Annotated in this window: 16 protein-coding genes; 9 read left to right on the top strand and 7 right to left on the bottom strand. The window is 31.9% G+C overall.

Annotated elements, in window-relative coordinates:
- Window positions 1-3 precede the first annotated feature (3 nt).
- From mutL to ACYX4H_RS02455, 5 genes are all read right to left on the bottom strand, one after another.
- Window positions 4-1,872, bottom strand: a complete 1,869-nt coding sequence (gene mutL / locus ACYX4H_RS02435; protein WP_476237630.1) for a DNA mismatch repair endonuclease MutL — start codon at window positions 1,870-1,872, stop codon at window positions 4-6.
- A 3-nt stretch (window positions 1,873-1,875) separates the two neighbouring features.
- The gene (locus ACYX4H_RS02440) at window positions 1,876-2,157 is read right to left on the bottom strand and encodes a riboflavin synthase subunit beta (RefSeq protein WP_476237631.1); all 282 of its coding nucleotides are present in this window, start codon (window positions 2,155-2,157) and stop codon (window positions 1,876-1,878) included.
- 19 nt (window positions 2,158-2,176) lie between these two features.
- Window positions 2,177-2,431 carry a hypothetical protein gene (locus ACYX4H_RS02445; RefSeq protein ID WP_476237632.1) on the bottom strand — a complete coding sequence of 85 codons (255 nt, stop codon included), beginning with the start codon at window positions 2,429-2,431 and terminating at the stop codon, window positions 2,177-2,179.
- A gap of 74 nt (window positions 2,432-2,505) precedes the next feature.
- Window positions 2,506-2,991, bottom strand: a complete 486-nt coding sequence (gene ribH / locus ACYX4H_RS02450; RefSeq protein WP_475295594.1) for a 6,7-dimethyl-8-ribityllumazine synthase — start codon at window positions 2,989-2,991, stop codon at window positions 2,506-2,508.
- A 54-nt stretch (window positions 2,992-3,045) separates the two neighbouring features.
- On the bottom strand, window positions 3,046-3,816 hold the full coding sequence (locus ACYX4H_RS02455; RefSeq protein ID WP_475295595.1) for a tetratricopeptide repeat protein: 771 nt from the start codon (window positions 3,814-3,816) through the stop codon (window positions 3,046-3,048).
- Between the two features lie 137 nt (window positions 3,817-3,953).
- Between ACYX4H_RS02455 and recF the strand changes: the two genes are divergently transcribed.
- The 3 genes from recF (at window position 3,954) to ACYX4H_RS02470 (ending at window position 5,793) form a co-directional block, all read left to right on the top strand.
- Window positions 3,954-5,033, top strand: a complete 1,080-nt coding sequence (gene recF / locus ACYX4H_RS02460) for a DNA replication/repair protein RecF (RefSeq protein WP_476237633.1) — start codon at window positions 3,954-3,956, stop codon at window positions 5,031-5,033.
- A gap of 110 nt (window positions 5,034-5,143) precedes the next feature.
- Entirely contained in the window at window positions 5,144-5,440 is a 297-nt protein-coding gene (locus tag ACYX4H_RS02465; protein WP_476237634.1) for a DciA family protein, read from the top strand.
- Between the two features lie 161 nt (window positions 5,441-5,601).
- Window positions 5,602-5,793 carry a cold-shock protein gene (locus ACYX4H_RS02470; RefSeq protein WP_147135520.1) on the top strand — a complete coding sequence of 64 codons (192 nt, stop codon included), beginning with the start codon at window positions 5,602-5,604 and terminating at the stop codon, window positions 5,791-5,793.
- Window positions 5,794-5,864: 71 nt separating this feature from the next.
- Here the strand turns inward: ACYX4H_RS02470 and ACYX4H_RS02475 are convergent, their stop codons facing one another.
- A complete protein-coding gene (locus ACYX4H_RS02475) occupies window positions 5,865-6,284 on the bottom strand; it encodes a nucleoside-diphosphate kinase (protein WP_475295598.1) in 420 nt (139 codons plus the stop codon).
- A 134-nt stretch (window positions 6,285-6,418) separates the two neighbouring features.
- On the opposite strand from ACYX4H_RS02475, the gene ACYX4H_RS02480 reads away from it, so the two are divergent.
- The 6 genes from ACYX4H_RS02480 to ACYX4H_RS02505 all read left to right on the top strand — a co-directional run bounded on the left by ACYX4H_RS02480 (window position 6,419) and on the right by ACYX4H_RS02505 (window position 11,724).
- Window positions 6,419-7,438: a DHH family phosphoesterase gene (locus ACYX4H_RS02480; protein ID WP_476237635.1), complete on the top strand. Its 1,020-nt coding sequence runs from the start codon at window positions 6,419-6,421 to the stop codon at window positions 7,436-7,438.
- Entirely contained in the window at window positions 7,431-7,970 is a 540-nt protein-coding gene (gldI, locus tag ACYX4H_RS02485) for a gliding motility-associated peptidyl-prolyl isomerase GldI (RefSeq protein ID WP_476237636.1), read from the top strand. The genes ACYX4H_RS02480 and gldI overlap by 8 nt, the downstream gene beginning before the upstream one ends.
- Before the next feature lie 2 nt (window positions 7,971-7,972).
- Complete coding sequence (locus tag ACYX4H_RS02490; RefSeq protein ID WP_476237637.1) at window positions 7,973-9,094, top strand: peptidylprolyl isomerase; 1,122 nt, start codon at window positions 7,973-7,975, stop codon at window positions 9,092-9,094.
- Between the two features lie 65 nt (window positions 9,095-9,159).
- Window positions 9,160-10,092, top strand: coding sequence for a prolipoprotein diacylglyceryl transferase (lgt, locus tag ACYX4H_RS02495; RefSeq protein WP_476237639.1), 933 nt, complete (start codon window positions 9,160-9,162; stop codon window positions 10,090-10,092).
- Window positions 10,092-10,562 (top strand): DUF192 domain-containing protein, encoded by a 471-nt coding sequence (locus ACYX4H_RS02500; RefSeq protein WP_476237640.1) that lies wholly within the window; start codon window positions 10,092-10,094, stop codon window positions 10,560-10,562. Before lgt ends, ACYX4H_RS02500 begins: the two co-directional genes overlap by 1 nt.
- Before the next feature lie 49 nt (window positions 10,563-10,611).
- Complete coding sequence (locus ACYX4H_RS02505; protein WP_476237641.1) at window positions 10,612-11,724, top strand: aldose epimerase family protein; 1,113 nt, start codon at window positions 10,612-10,614, stop codon at window positions 11,722-11,724.
- An 80-nt stretch (window positions 11,725-11,804) separates the two neighbouring features.
- Here ACYX4H_RS02505 and secDF read toward each other — a convergent pair whose 3' ends face one another.
- Window positions 11,805-14,801 carry a protein translocase subunit SecDF gene (secDF, locus tag ACYX4H_RS02510; RefSeq protein WP_476237643.1) on the bottom strand — a complete coding sequence of 999 codons (2,997 nt, stop codon included), beginning with the start codon at window positions 14,799-14,801 and terminating at the stop codon, window positions 11,805-11,807.
- Window positions 14,802-14,841: the final 40 nt, after the last annotated feature.

Genomic DNA, 14,841 nt, shown 5'->3' on the forward strand with positions numbered 1-14,841 from the left:
ATTTTAAATAAATTTTTTATCTAACTCATCAACACTCATGGTTATAAATGTTGTTTTATTAGTTGGTGTAACATTAGGCTCTTTACAAGCAAAAAGCTTATTTACCAAATGTTCTTGTTCGTCTTTTTTTAAGCTTTGCCCTGTTTTAATAGCTAAGCTTTTTGCCATAGATTTTGCCAACAAGTCTGTAGCGCTAAAATGCGCATTAGGCACTTCATTTTCAACATCGCTAATAAGCTGTTCTAAAATAATTGACACTTCACTTTCTGGTACACTAACAGGCACGCCAGTGATTTCTACAGATTCGTTTAAAACATTAGAAAACACAAAGCCTGTATGCTCTAAATCTTCTTTTAATTGTTTTAAAATTTCAATTTCTTGAACTGAGAAATGTAATTCTAAAGGAAATAGTAATTGCTGACTTACGGCTTCTTTTATTGTCATATTTTTCAAGAAATCTTCATATAATATACGTTGGTGTGCACGGTGTTGGTCTATTAACAACATGCCAGATTTTATAGTACTTACTATATATTTATTGTGAAGCTGATAAGTTGTATGTGTATGCTCTACTTCTTTTTCATCATTAAAAATAGAAGTTGTAGTTTGTTCACTTTCAAAATGAACCTCGCTAAATTCTTGTGGTTCATTATTACTTTTAGACTCTAAACCTACGTACAAACCTTCCCAATTACTCGTTTTTTCTTTTTTATAAGAATAATTGGTTGAAGTTGATGATGGTGTTTTTATGGGCGTATTATCTGCAATAAACGGATTAAAACTTCTATCTACCTCAATAGTAGGAGAATTGGTTTGTTTACGCTCAAAATTATACGGCGTATCTAAAGTTGCATCACGTTCAAAATCTAAAACAGGCGCTATATTAAATTGCCCCAAACTGTGTTTTACTGCAGAGCGCAATAAGGCATAAAGCGTGTGCTCATCATCAAATTTAATTTCGGTTTTTGTTGGGTGAATGTTAATATCAATAGTTTGCGGGTCTACTGTTAGGTTTAAAAAGTAGCTTGCATGTGTACCAGATTTTAACAAACCATCAAAAGCCGATGCTATGGCATGGTTTAAATAGGCACTTTTTATAAATCTGTTATTCACAAAAAAGTACTGTTCGCCTCTTGTTTTTTTAGCATATTCGGGTTTTCCTACAAAACCTGATATTTTTAAAACTTCGGTATCTTCTTCAACAGGCACTAATTTTTCATTGGTTTTTGTACCAAAAATATTTACAATACGTTGCCTGTAATTGCTAACGGGTAAATTAAAGGTTTCACTTCCATTGTTGTAAAGTGCAAAATTAATATTACAATGCACTAAAGCAACTCGGTGAAATTCATCAATAATATGGCGTAACTCTACCGCATTTGATTTTAAAAAATTACGACGTGCCGGAATATTAAAAAATAAGTTTTTAACTGAAACTGAAGTGCCTTGGGGTGTAACAACAACCTCTTGAGATGTTACTGTGCTTCCTTCAATAACAATAGCGGTACCAACATCATCACCGGTTTGTTTGGTTTTTAATTCTATATGTGCAATGGCCGCAATACTAGCCAAGGCTTCGCCTCTAAAACCTTTGGTATTGAGTTGAAATAAATCATCGGCAGATTTAATTTTTGAAGTAGCATGACGTTCAAAACACAAACGGGCATCTGTAACACTCATACCTTTGCCATCATCAATAACCTGAATTAAGGTTTTGCCTGCATCTTTTATAATTAATTTTATGGTTGTAGCACCTGCATCAATAGCGTTTTCTAATAACTCTTTAACAACTGATGCTGGCCTTTGTACAACTTCGCCAGCAGCTATTTGGTTTGCAACATGATCAGGTAATAGCTGTATAATGTCTGCCATTTATTATTTTGAAAAGAAAATAGATAAATCAAACCCAATAATAAACAAGAAAATTAATACTAGTATACCAATAATTATTAGCACCCGTTTATCTGCTTCTTTATCTGGGTTATGTTTGTAATCGTTTAATGCATTATTAAATTTTGCTTTTATACCGTTATTGTTTCCAATGGTGGTTCTATGCTCATCAAATTTATGTTTAATTTCATAAGGGTTGCCTTCACCTTTATAATAACGTGGCGAATAACTAAATTTTTTGTTTTTTCGCGTTTTTAAAAGTCCCATAATGTGTTGTTTTTGTGAGTTACATGTATTTTTTTTCTAATACATACATGAGAATCAATAATAATACCAAAGCTAGAATTAGGGTTCTTACGGGCAATACACCTTTAACTTTGCGTTTGCCATCTTTGGCAGCTTTCCATTTAGAAATAAAATCGGGCTTAGATTCAATGTTTATTGAATCTTCAGGCTCATGTTCTTTTGAAAACCTTGGCTTGTAATTAAACGTTCTATGTTTACGCTGCTTAAACAAAATAAGTAATGCTTGTACTTTCAAAAATACAAACTATAGTTTGAAGTTAAAAGTAGAAGCTTATTAACTTAACAGAAAGTTATGAAATAACATTAATATTAGCTGTTTTTTCTTAATTCTGCCATTTTAATAGCAGCAACAGCAGCTTCGGTTCCTTTATTACCATGTTTACCTCCAGCGCGGTCTATGGCTTGTTGCATAGTATTATCTGTTAACACACAAAAAATAACAGGTGTTTCTCTGTTTACATTTAAATCTTTTATGCCTTGTGAAACTGCTTCACAAACAAAATCAAAATGTTTAGTTTCACCTTGTATAACGCTACCTATTGCTATAACAACGTTTACCATTTGCTCTTGCATTTTTTTTGAGCCGTAAATAAGCTCAAAACTTCCAGGAACATCCCAACGTATAATGTTGCTTGGTAAAGCGCCATTTTCAATTAAAGCATCATGCGCACCTTGGTAAAGTGCTTCGGTGATGTTGTTGTTCCATTCTGAAACAACAATCCCAAACCGGAATTTACTCGCGTTTGGGATTGTTGTTTTATCGTAATCTGATAGATTTTTGTTTACCGTTGCCATAAAAATTTCAAAATTAATTTTGAATTAGCTTATAAACTACAAAGTTAGGCAATATTATTTACTTGCCAATACTTGGGCTTTACCAATAAATGCATCAATATTGGCAGCTTCTGTAGCATTTGGGTAATCTGTTTTTATTTTTTCAAAGTATGATAATGCTTTGCTTGCCTTTCCTAAATCTAAAGCAATGTTACCTGCTTTAAACAAATACATAGGTGTTGTAAATTCATTATCTCTCATATTAGCTGCTTTTTCATAATACCCTAAAGCATCTTCTGGTTGGTTTAACTGCACAAAAGCATCACCAATGTTTCCTTTTGCTAGAGGCGCTAAAACTTCATCGTCACTTTCAAAATCACTTAAATATTCTACAGCTTTCTCATAATCTTTCAATCTTAAATACGCTGTTCCTGCATAGTAGCTTGCTAAATTAGCAGCATCGGTTCCGCTATATTCACTAATAATATCTAGCATACCATATTTACCTTCACCTCCATTTAATGCTAAATTATAAAGTGAATCTTTTTCAACGGCTGTAGTGGCTTGGTCAAAATATTTTTGTGCTTGAAACATATCATTCATAGCTGTAGTTTGCTTTGGGCCAGCTATAAACTCTCTATAACCAATGGTTCCTAAAACAACAGCAGCTACTACGCCAATAATTATGAAAATGTATTTTTGGTTTTTTTCAACAAAAGCTTCTGTTTTTGAAGCACCTTCATCTAAAGTATTAAAAACCTCTGCAGTTGTAGAGCTTTCTTCAATATCATGTTGTTTTTCAACTTTAGTTGTAGGTTTGTATCCTCTCTTCTTGTACGTTGCCATATATTTTAAATTAATGCGCCGCAAAAATATAATTTTTCTTCATAACTAAAAGGCTATTTATTTGATATTTTTCAATAATTTGCACATCTTTTTGAAGGTTTTTACATAAAAACCATTAAAAAACTGCTTTTGGTTATATGATTTTAAAATCCATTTCATTACTTAACTATAAAAATTTTGATAGTAAAACGTTTACTTTCAATGAAAAAATAAACTGCATTGTTGGCAACAATGGCATAGGTAAAACCAATGTTTTAGATGCTATTTACCACCTTTCTTTTGGTAAAAGTTATTTTAACCCAATAGCTTCTCAAAATATAAAACATGGCGAAGATTTTTTTGTTATTAATGGTGAATACACAAAAAATGATAAACCAGAAAAAATTGTTGTTAGCCTAAAACGCGGACAAAAAAAAGTAATAAAACGAAATGGTAAAGCCTACGATAAATTTAGTGAGCATATTGGTTTTTTACCGCTTGTAATTATATCTCCCGCAGATAGAAACTTAATTATTGAAGGTAGTGATACCAGAAGAAAATTTATTGATAGCGTAATTTCACAAAGCGATAAAACATACTTAAACCACCTTATTAATTACAACAAAACCTTAGTACAACGTAACGCCTTACTTAAATACTTTGCATTAAACCATACATTTAACGCCGATACTTTAGACGTTTACAACACTCAACTCACAGAATTTGGCACGCATATTTTTGAAAAAAGACAAGCTTTTTTAAATGCCTTTATTCCTATTTTTAAAGAACGTTACAAAGCAATAAGCAACGGTAATGAAACCGTAGATTTGGTTTACAACAGCCATTTATTTAATAATGATTTAAACACCTTATTAAAACAAGTAATAAATAAAGACAAGGCATTACAATACACCAGTGTAGGTATACATAAAGACGATTTAAGTTTTGATATTGAAACCCACCCTATTAAAAAATTTGGTAGTCAAGGTCAACAAAAATCCTTTTTAATAGCACTAAAAATGGCTCAGTTTGATTTTATTAAAGAACAAAGCGGCGTTAACCCTATTTTATTGTTAGATGACGTTTTTGATAAATTAGATGAACAACGTGTAGCGCAAATAATTAAATTAGTTGATGATGAAAATTTTGGGCAATTATTCATTAGCGATACCCACGCCGATAGAACTGAAAATGCTGTAAAACAAGTGCATCAATCTTTTGAAATTTTTAAATTATAGTTTAACATGTTACCATTTAAAATTTTGGTACTTTTGAAAATTATGAACCTAAGCTTGTTTTTTTTATTAAATCTTAGGTTAAAACTACACACACTTAAGCTTTAAAAACCATGCCCAAACGCCATAGCGAACATATAAGCATAAAAGACGCTTTAAAAGAATTTGTTGAAAGTAACAAGCTAGACAAAGGTTTAGATAAAGTTAACGTTGCCGATGCTTGGGCAAAATTAATGGGTAATGGCGTAAACAATTACACAAACACTATAACGCTACAAAACGGCACACTGTATGTACAACTAAGTTCTAGTGTTTTAAGAGAAGAACTTAGCTACGGAAAACAAAAAATTATATCGTTAATTAACGAAGAGCTAGGTAAAGAAATTGTTAAAAAATTAATTTTGCGTTAAAAAGCGCACAACCTCAACAAATAAAAAACCTCTTACAACCCCCTGTTTTAAAGGCTATAAGCAAAGCTTAAAAAAAAATATTAAAAAATAACGTAAATTAATGATTTACAATTGTTTTAAACACTACCTTAGCAGCAGTATTAATTTAATTTTTATTTAAAATGAGTAAAGGAACAGTTAAATTCTTCAATGACACTAAAGGATTTGGTTTTATTGTAGAAGAAGGTTCACAAAAAGAACATTTTGTTCACATTTCTGGATTGGTTGACGAGATTAAGCAAGGAGATGAAGTAGAGTTTGACCTACAGGAAGGTAGAAAAGGCTTAAACGCAGTAAACGTAAAGGTAATTTAACATATAGTATTACTTATTATTTACAAAAAAAGCCCGCAATTGCGGGCTTAGTTTTTTTATAACATGTTATATTAAAACTGCTCTCTACCTGAAAAATGAAAAGCACCTTCAATAGCTGCGTTTTCATCACTATCGCTTCCATGAATAGCATTTTCACTTATAGATTCTGCATATAATTTTCTAATAGTACCTTCAGCAGCATCAACAGGGTTTGTTGCTCCTATTAAAGTTCTAAAATCTTCAACGGCATTATCTTTTTCTAAAATAGCTGCTACTATTGGACCACGCGTCATGTATTCAACTAAATCTGCAAAAAACGGGCGCTCATTATGTATAGCGTAAAACGTTTCAGCATCACCTTTAGTCATTTGTGTTAATTTCATTGCTACAATTTTAAAACCTGAAGCTGAAATTTTTTCTAATATTGCGCCAATGTGCCCTTTTTCTACAGCATCTGGCTTAAGCATTGTAAATGTTCTATTTGTTGCCATTTGTTTTTTAAAATTTTGCGCAAAAATACTGTTTTATATTTATTTACGCTATTTATTTAATGTTCATTAATTTTAATGCAAAAGTAAAACTATTGCTTTAAAGCATATGTTATTAAATTGTATATTCGCTAATTATGATAAAACAAGATATTCCTAACATAAAACAATTACTTTCTACACCAAAAAAAATTGTAATTGTACCGCATAAAAACCCAGATGGAGATGCTATTGGCTCTACCCTTGGCTTATTTCATTATTTAAATAAATTCAACCATAACGTTAGCGTAATTACACCTAATGATTATCCTACTTTTTTAAAGTGGATTCCTGGTGAATCAACCATTTTAAAGCATGATAGCCAAACAAAACAATGCGATGCTTTAATTAATGAAGCCGAAATAATTTTCACCTTAGATTTTAATGCCTTTCATAGAACAGGCAATATGCAAACCATTTTGGCTAATAGTAACGCTTTAAAAATAATGATAGATCACCACCAGGCTCCCGATGATTATGCCACTTACACCTATAGTGATGTTAGCATGAGTTCTACCTGCGAAATGGTTTACCATTTTATTGATATGCTTGGTGATTTAGAAACCATTAATGCCGATATAGCCACTTGTTTATATACAGGAATTATGACAGATACGGGTTCTTTTAGGTTTTCATCAACAACCAGCACAACTCACAAAGTTGTAGCTACACTTATTGAAAAAGGCGCAAACAACAGCCAAATACACAATAATATTTATGACACTAATAGCTACAACAGGTTGCAATTATTAGGTTGTGCTTTAAATAACTTAAAAATAATACCAGAATTAAAAACTGCTTACATTGTACTTTCTCAAGAAGACTTAAACACATATAATTATACAAAAGGTGACACAGAAGGTGTTGTAAACTATGGATTATCACTTAATGGAATTGTATTAGCTGCTATTTTTATAGAAGATAAACAAGAAGGTATTATTAAAATATCATTACGCTCAAAAGGTGAGTTTTCGGTCAATGAAATGTCTAGAGCCCACTTTGATGGTGGCGGACATACTAATGCTGCCGGCGGAAAAAGCTATTTAACGTTAAAAGATACTGTTGAAAAATTTATTAGTATCTTACCAACATATAACAAAGCCCTAAACAATGCATAAATACATTACCTACTTTATAGTATTACTAATTTTTGGCTGTAAAACACCCGAGGCTCGTAGGCCTATTGCTTCAAAATCAGGATCATTCATTAATGCATCTATTGCCAGAAATAAAGCCTTAAACGCTAAAGAAACTGCCATTATTGAAAAAATAATGCAAGAAAGCAACAAAAATTATATAGCTTCAGAAAGTGGTTTTTGGTACTATTACAATACAAAAACTGAAGCAGATACACTTTTTACAGCCCAATTTGGAGACATTGTAAACTACAATTATAATGTTAAAGCCTTAAATGGCAATGTAATTTACAGTAAAACCGATACTAAAACTCAAAATTACGCCATGGATAAAGAAGAATTATTCACAGGCTTACGCGAAGGTTTAAAACTTATGAAAACAGGAGAAACTGTTACCTTCTTATTTCCATCTCAAAAAGCATACGGTTATTATGGTGATGAAAATAAAATTGGCACTAATGTACCTTTAATTTGTGAAGTAACTGTAAACTCTATTACCAAAAGCCAAAACTAAACATGCAATTAAGCCCCCAATTTAAGCTGTTTTTACTGGTGTTAACCATAGTTTTCATTTCATGCAAATCTTCTTATGAAAATTTAGACGAAGGTATTTATGCCGAAATTAAAACAACCAAAGGCACCATGTTAACTAAATTAGCCTACAAGAAAGCCCCTGTTTTGGTAGCTAATTTTGTGTCTTTAGCCGAAGGCACAAATACACTTGTAGATAGCGTTTATTTGGGTAAAAAGTTTTATAACGGACTCATTTTTCACCGTGTTATAGACTCATTCATGATTCAAGGAGGAGACCCATTAGCAAACGGCTTAGGCAACCCAGGCTACAGGTTTAATGATCAGTTTCACCCAGATTTAAACCACAATAAACCTGGTGTTATTGCCATGGCCAATGCTGGCCCAAACACCAATGGTAGTCAATTTTACATTACTGAAGTTGCAAGACCAGACCTTAATAGCGGTTATTGCGTATTTGGCCATTTAATTGAAGGCACAGAAATACAAGATAGCATATCTAACGTAAAAACCGATGCTAATAATAAACCACTTGAAACCATTAGTATTGAAACTGTAAATATTATTAGAAAAGGTAAAGACGCTAAAACGTTTGATGCTCCAACAATATTTAAAAACCATTTTATTGCTGAAGCTAAAAAAGAAAAGAAAGCCAAAGAAAAAGCCTTAGCCTTATTAAAAGAAACCAAAAAACATTTTGAAAAACAAAAAGCAAAAGCAATAACATTACCATCTGGCTTAAAATACTACATTACTAAAAAAGGCAGTGGCCCAAAATTACCTCCAGACGCTGATGTTAAAACACATTACGCTGTATATTTTGAAAATGGCCAATTACTACAAACAAGTAGTTTAGAAATTGCTACAAAACAAAACGCCGTAAACCAAAAACGAAAAAAAGCCAACGGATACCAACCAATTATTGCTAGCATAAGTGCAGATGCGCAAATGATTCCGGGCTTTAAAGAAGGCTTAAAGCAACTTAACGTTGGAGATAAAGCAACCCTTTTTATACCATACCATTTAGCTTATGGTGAAGAAGGCAACAGAGGTATTCCGCCAAAATCAAACTTAATTTTTGAAGTAGAAGTTTTAAGTATTAATTAACCCAACATTTTTTTAACACTTAAGTTACAGCAAACACGTATATTTACAGCGCAAAAAACACAAGCATGCAAGCATTAAAATTTGATTGGAACCCTATTACAGGAATAGATATTGTTGGTAATTTTAAACTTCATTTTTACAGTCTTATGTGGGTAATTGCCTTTATACTTGGCTGGTATATAATGAAACGTATTTTCACTAAAGAAAAAGTATCATTAACTTATCTAGATCCTTTATTTATTTACACCGTTTTAGCCACCATGATTGGTGCGCGCTTAGGGCATGTATTATTTTACCAATCTGAACTTATTGATGATGATTTTTTTAGTATTTTCTTACCGTTTAAATTTAAAGGCGGCATAGAATTTACCGGATTTCAAGGGCTTGCAAGTCATGGTGCTGCTATTGGTATTATTATTGGCATGTATTTATACCGCAGAAAATACAAGTATAAATCAATGCTTTGGATTTTAGATAGAATTGTAATTTCGGTAGCAAGTGGTGCTGTTTTTATACGAATAGGAAACTTTATAAACTCTGAAATAATAGGAAAAGTTTCAGGCAATTTTCCGTTAGGTGTTCGTTTTATTCAAGATGAATATTATAAAAGCCAAATTGTTAAATTAACAGGTATAAATGATGTTCAAAAGGCATACAACGCCGTAACCGAAAATCCGCAATTTGCCGAATTATTAAACAAAGTGCCTTACCGCCACCCAGCACAATTATATGAATCTGCTTGTTATATAATTGTATTTTTAATACTATGGTTTTTCTACACCAAAACAACTAAAAAAGACCAAACCGGCTTTTTATTTGGCCTATTTTTAATTTTATTATGGACGGTTAGATTTATTGTTGAATTCTTTAAAGAACCACAAGGAGACGAGTACATAAATTGGTTTGGCTTTAACACCGGCCAATGGTTAAGCATTCCGTTTATTTTAATTGGACTTTATTTTATGTTTGGTTTCAAACAAAAAAACACCGTAAAATAATGCACATAAAACAGCTTGTTTTCTGTTTAGTTTTTATAGCATTATCCGCATGTAAAAACGATAATAAAATAGTTTCGCAAACTAAGGTTGCTTTTACCAAAGAAGGTGAACTTACAATACATAAAAAAACACCTGATACTTCAAAAATTAATTTTGATATTGAAATAGCTGATACTGATTTTGATATTCAAACAGGATTAATGTATCGTACCTCAATGGCACAAAACCAAGGTATGCTATTTGTTTTTAATGATGAAACCGAACGGTATTTCTACATGAAAAACACTAAAATACCCTTAGATATTATTTATGTAAATGCAGCTAAAACCATTGTAAGCATTCAAAAAAATGCTAAACCTTTTGATGAAACTTCGTTACCATCAAAGGCACCTGCAAAATATGTACTAGAAATAAATGCAGGATTGTCTAAATCTCTTAACATAAATGTTGGTGATAGCTTAAGTTTTTAAAAACAAGTTTTAAGTTTAGTATATTTATTACATAAAACAACTAAACTTTATGATTTTAAAAACATTTAAACTAATTTCTTGCGTACTTTTAATAGTATGCGTAAGCTGTTCAACACCTCAAAAAAAAGGTATAAAAACTGAAAACTGGGGCACTTTTAATAATGAACCAATACAACTTTACACCTTAACCAATAAAAATGGCACAGAAGCAAAACTCACTAATTTTGGTGCCATACTTACAGCGCTTTCGGTTCCTGATAAAAACAACACCTTTACCGATATTGTTTTAGGTTTTGATAATTTACAACAATATGTTGATGATAATCCTTGTTTTGGCGCCACTATTGGTAGGTTTGCAAACCGTATTAAAAAAGCGCAATTCACAATAGATTCCACTTTATACCATGTTGAAAAAAATGATGGTAATAATCATATTCATGGCGGGCAAGAATTTAATAAAGCTGTTTGGAAAGGTAATACTTTTAAAAACGATGATGCTGTAGGTGTAACCTTTAGTTACCTATCTAAAGATGGTGCTATGGGTTTTCCTGGAAATTTAAACAGTACTGTAACGTATACATTAACAAATTCAAACGATTTAAGGATTGACTACACAGCCACAACCGACAAAACCACACATGTAAATTTAACGCATCACAGCTACTTTAATTTAGCTGGTACAGATAAACTTATTTATGATCATAAAATAAAAATTGCTGCTGACAATATTACTGCTATTGATGAAGACATAATACCTACTGGTACTCTAGAAAATGTTGTAAACACACCAAAAGACTTAACTAAACTTACAAGAATTGGTGATAATATTGGCACATTTAATAAAAACGGATACCACTTTTGCTATGTTTTTAATAAGAATTTAAATGAAGGCAAAACGGTTATTGAAGTTGTTGAACCTATTTCTGGCAGAACAATGACGGTTACAACAACACAACCTAGTGTACAGTTTTACAGTGGTAATGCTATTAGTAATAAAATTATTGGAAAATATGGGGTTACCTACAAACCACATTCGGCATTTTGTTTAGAAACACAACATTTACCAAACACGCCAAATTTACCTAATTTTCCTAGTACATTGCTAAAGCCCAATGACACTTATAAAGAATATGTTACATATAGTTTTGGTGTTATTAAATAAATATAAATCTTTACTAATTAAAATAAAAAAGCCTATCAACAAAATGTTGATAGGCTAAAACATAATAGTTAGTTTTTGTTTTAGTTTTTCTTCTTTTTATCTTCTAATCTTTGAACAGTATCATACATTATTGGCGTTGCAATAAATAACGATGAATATGTACCTACAATTACACCTACTATTAAAGCAAACATAAAGCCTCTAATAGAATCGCCACCAAATATAAAGATAGCTAATAATACTACCAATGTAGTTAATGAGGTGTTTAATGTTCTACTTAACGTACTACTTAATGATTGGTTTACAACACGGTCAAACTTCCAACCTGTATGCGCATTGAAAAATTCACGAATTCTATCAAACACAACCACGGTATCATTTAATGAGTAACCAATTACTGTTAGAATTGCTGCTATAAATGCTTGGTTTATTTCCATGTTAAAAGGCATAAACTTATATGTTAATGAAAATATACCTAATACAATTAATACATCATGGAAAACTGCTACAACAGCACCAAGTGAATATTGCCAACGTTTAAAACGGAATAAAATGTACAGGAATACAACTATTAAAGATCCTAATACAGCCCAAACAGATGCTTGTTTAATATCATCGGCAATTGTAGGACTTACTTTATCTGACTGCATTAAACCTGTTTGTTTAGTATCATCACTTAAATCTACAAACGCATCATAAGTCATGCCATCTAAATAAGGCTGTAAACCATTAAATAATTTTTGTTTAATTTCTTCATCAACCTCTGCTCCACTTTCGTTTACTTTATATTTAGTTGTAATTTTTAACTGATTTTCTGCACCAAACGTTTTAGCTTCAGCACTACCAAAAACAGACTCTTGAGATAAAGCGTTTGTAATTTCAGAAGGACTAACATCATTAGCAAAACGTACTTGATATGTTCTACCACCAACAAAATCTACCCCTTGATCTAAACCTGTTGTAATTAATGACCCTAAACTTACCGCTATTAAAATTCCTGAAATTATAAACGCAACTTTACGTTTCTTTAAGAATTCAATATTTATATTTCTGAATAAGTTTTTAGTTACAGGTGTAGAGAAGTTTAAGTTTCCGCCTTTGTTTACGTACCAATCTATTAATAATCTAGTAATAAAAATAGCAGTAAATAATGATGTACCAATACCTATTAATAAAGTAGTTGCAAACCCTTTAATTGGGCCTGTACCAAAAATAAATAATATTAAAGCTGTTAAACCTGTGGTAATATTAGCATCTAAAATTGAAGATAATGCGTTACCAAAACCATCGGCAATAGAGTCTTTCAACCCTTTTCCTTTAGCAAGTTCTTCTCTTACACGCTCAAAAATAAGCACGTTAGCATCTACAGACATACCAATTGTTAATACAATACCAGCAATACCAGGTAATGTTAAAACAGCTCCTAAGCCAGATAACACACCAAATATTAAAAGAATATTGAAAGCCATAGCAACATCAGCAAATGCACCTGCTTTACCATAGTAAACAATCATCCAAAGTAATACTACAATTAATGCAATAATAAAAGACATTGTACCACTATCAATAGCTTCTTGCCCTAATGATGGCCCTACAACTTCACTTGAAATAATATCTGCCGATGCTGGTAATTTACCTGCACGTAAAACGTTTGCTAAATCATCTGCTTCTGCCACAGAAAAATCACCAGATATAGAAGAATTACCACCAGCAATTGGCCCAGTAGTAACACCTGGCGCAGAGTACACAACGTCATCTAAAACAATAGCTATTTGGCTTCTGTTGTTAAATGCATCGCCTGTCATTTTTTCCCAAAGTTTAGCACCTTTAGCGTTCATTTGCATTGATACTTCTGGCTTACCTGTTGGCCCAAAATTAACACGAGCATCTGTTACTACGGCACCACTTAATTGCGGTACATTTTCTCTGTTTCCAACTAAGGCATATAAACCAACAAGCTCAGAATCTTTACTTGGTTTGCCAAAAGCAAATTTTGCAAAACGTTGTTCTGCTGGTAAAAGTGCTCTTACTTCTTTTTTGTTTAAATACTCAAGAATTGTTTCTTTATCTTTTAACTCAAACTGTGCAATAACTGGTCCGCCTTGGTAACCAGGACCTCTAACTAAATCTAGTAACGGATTAACTGTTGCAACCGTTGTAGAATCGGTTGTTGCTTCACCTAAAAGCTCATCAACAGCGTCTTGTGCGGTAGCATCTTCAGCATCATTCCCTTTTACTTCTTCTTGTGGCTTAGTACTTTCAACCAATGGTTTTAAAACCTCATTAGCTTGCGCTAAAAAATTAAAGAATTGCTCACCTTTGTAAGCATCCCAAAATTGTAATTGTGCCATTGTTGTAAAATTGCGTTCTGCACGCTCAATATCTTTTACACCTGGTAACTCAATTAAAATTCTACCTGAATTTCCTAAACGCTGAATGTTTGGTGATGTTACACCTAAACCATCAATACGCTTACGTAATACTTCAAAAGCAGATACTACAGACTCATCAATTTTAGTTGAAATTATTGATTTAACCTCATCATCTGTCATGCTTCCATTAATTTCACCATCTAAATCTTTTGTATAAAAAATATCTGGTGAAGCTAATTTTGTATCGCCCTTAATTTTATCAAATTCAATGAAGAAATCTTCTAAAAAAGTATTCTGACTGTTTTTTTGTACTTCAGAAGCGTTTTCTAAAGCTGTATTAAAAACAGGATCTTTTGTATTATTTGCTAATCCTTTTAAAATGTCTTTTACAGATACTTGAAGAATTACGTTAATACCACCTTTTAAATCTAAACCTAAATTCATGGCTTTAGATTTTACATCGTCATATGTGTATTTTGCTACACCAATATTAAAAACGGTATCTTTTGCAATAGACTCTAAATAACTAGCTTCTTCTTGACTTCTTTTTGCGCGATAATCTTCTTCTGTTTCGGCTATTTTTTCAATAGCTAAAGCCTCGGCATTGCTTTCAACTTGATTTGCTTTAAATGTGAATGATAATTGATAAATACTTACCAAACCAAACAACAAAGCAAATATTTTTACTAATCCTTTGTTTTGCATTCTTATATTATTTTGGTCAAAAATTTTATAGTCCTAAATT

The sequence above is a fragment of the Seonamhaeicola sp. ABD4_340 genome, from assembly GCF_056312135.1.

Coding starts and splice junctions, on each gene's coding strand:
- ACYX4H_RS02440 (WP_476237631.1), bottom strand. CDS start 2,157: ATGGGACTTTTAAAAACGCGAAAAAACAAAAAATTTAGTTATTCGCCA.
- mutL (WP_476237630.1), bottom strand. CDS start 1,872: ATGGCAGACATTATACAGCTATTACCTGATCATGTTGCAAACCAAATA.
- ribH (WP_475295594.1), bottom strand. CDS start 2,991: ATGGCAACGGTAAACAAAAATCTATCAGATTACGATAAAACAACAATC.
- ACYX4H_RS02455 (WP_475295595.1), bottom strand. CDS start 3,816: ATGGCAACGTACAAGAAGAGAGGATACAAACCTACAACTAAAGTTGAA.
- ACYX4H_RS02500 (WP_476237640.1), top strand. CDS start 10,092: ATGCACATAAAACAGCTTGTTTTCTGTTTAGTTTTTATAGCATTATCC.
- ACYX4H_RS02465 (WP_476237634.1), top strand. CDS start 5,144: ATGCCCAAACGCCATAGCGAACATATAAGCATAAAAGACGCTTTAAAA.
- ACYX4H_RS02475 (WP_475295598.1), bottom strand. CDS start 6,284: ATGGCAACAAATAGAACATTTACAATGCTTAAGCCAGATGCTGTAGAA.
- ACYX4H_RS02490 (WP_476237637.1), top strand. CDS start 7,973: ATGCAATTAAGCCCCCAATTTAAGCTGTTTTTACTGGTGTTAACCATA.
- ACYX4H_RS02470 (WP_147135520.1), top strand. CDS start 5,602: ATGAGTAAAGGAACAGTTAAATTCTTCAATGACACTAAAGGATTTGGT.
- recF (WP_476237633.1), top strand. CDS start 3,954: ATGATTTTAAAATCCATTTCATTACTTAACTATAAAAATTTTGATAGT.
- secDF (WP_476237643.1), bottom strand. CDS start 14,801: ATGCAAAACAAAGGATTAGTAAAAATATTTGCTTTGTTGTTTGGTTTG.
- ACYX4H_RS02480 (WP_476237635.1), top strand. CDS start 6,419: ATGATAAAACAAGATATTCCTAACATAAAACAATTACTTTCTACACCA.
- gldI (WP_476237636.1), top strand. CDS start 7,431: ATGCATAAATACATTACCTACTTTATAGTATTACTAATTTTTGGCTGT.
- lgt (WP_476237639.1), top strand. CDS start 9,160: ATGCAAGCATTAAAATTTGATTGGAACCCTATTACAGGAATAGATATT.
- ACYX4H_RS02505 (WP_476237641.1), top strand. CDS start 10,612: ATGATTTTAAAAACATTTAAACTAATTTCTTGCGTACTTTTAATAGTA.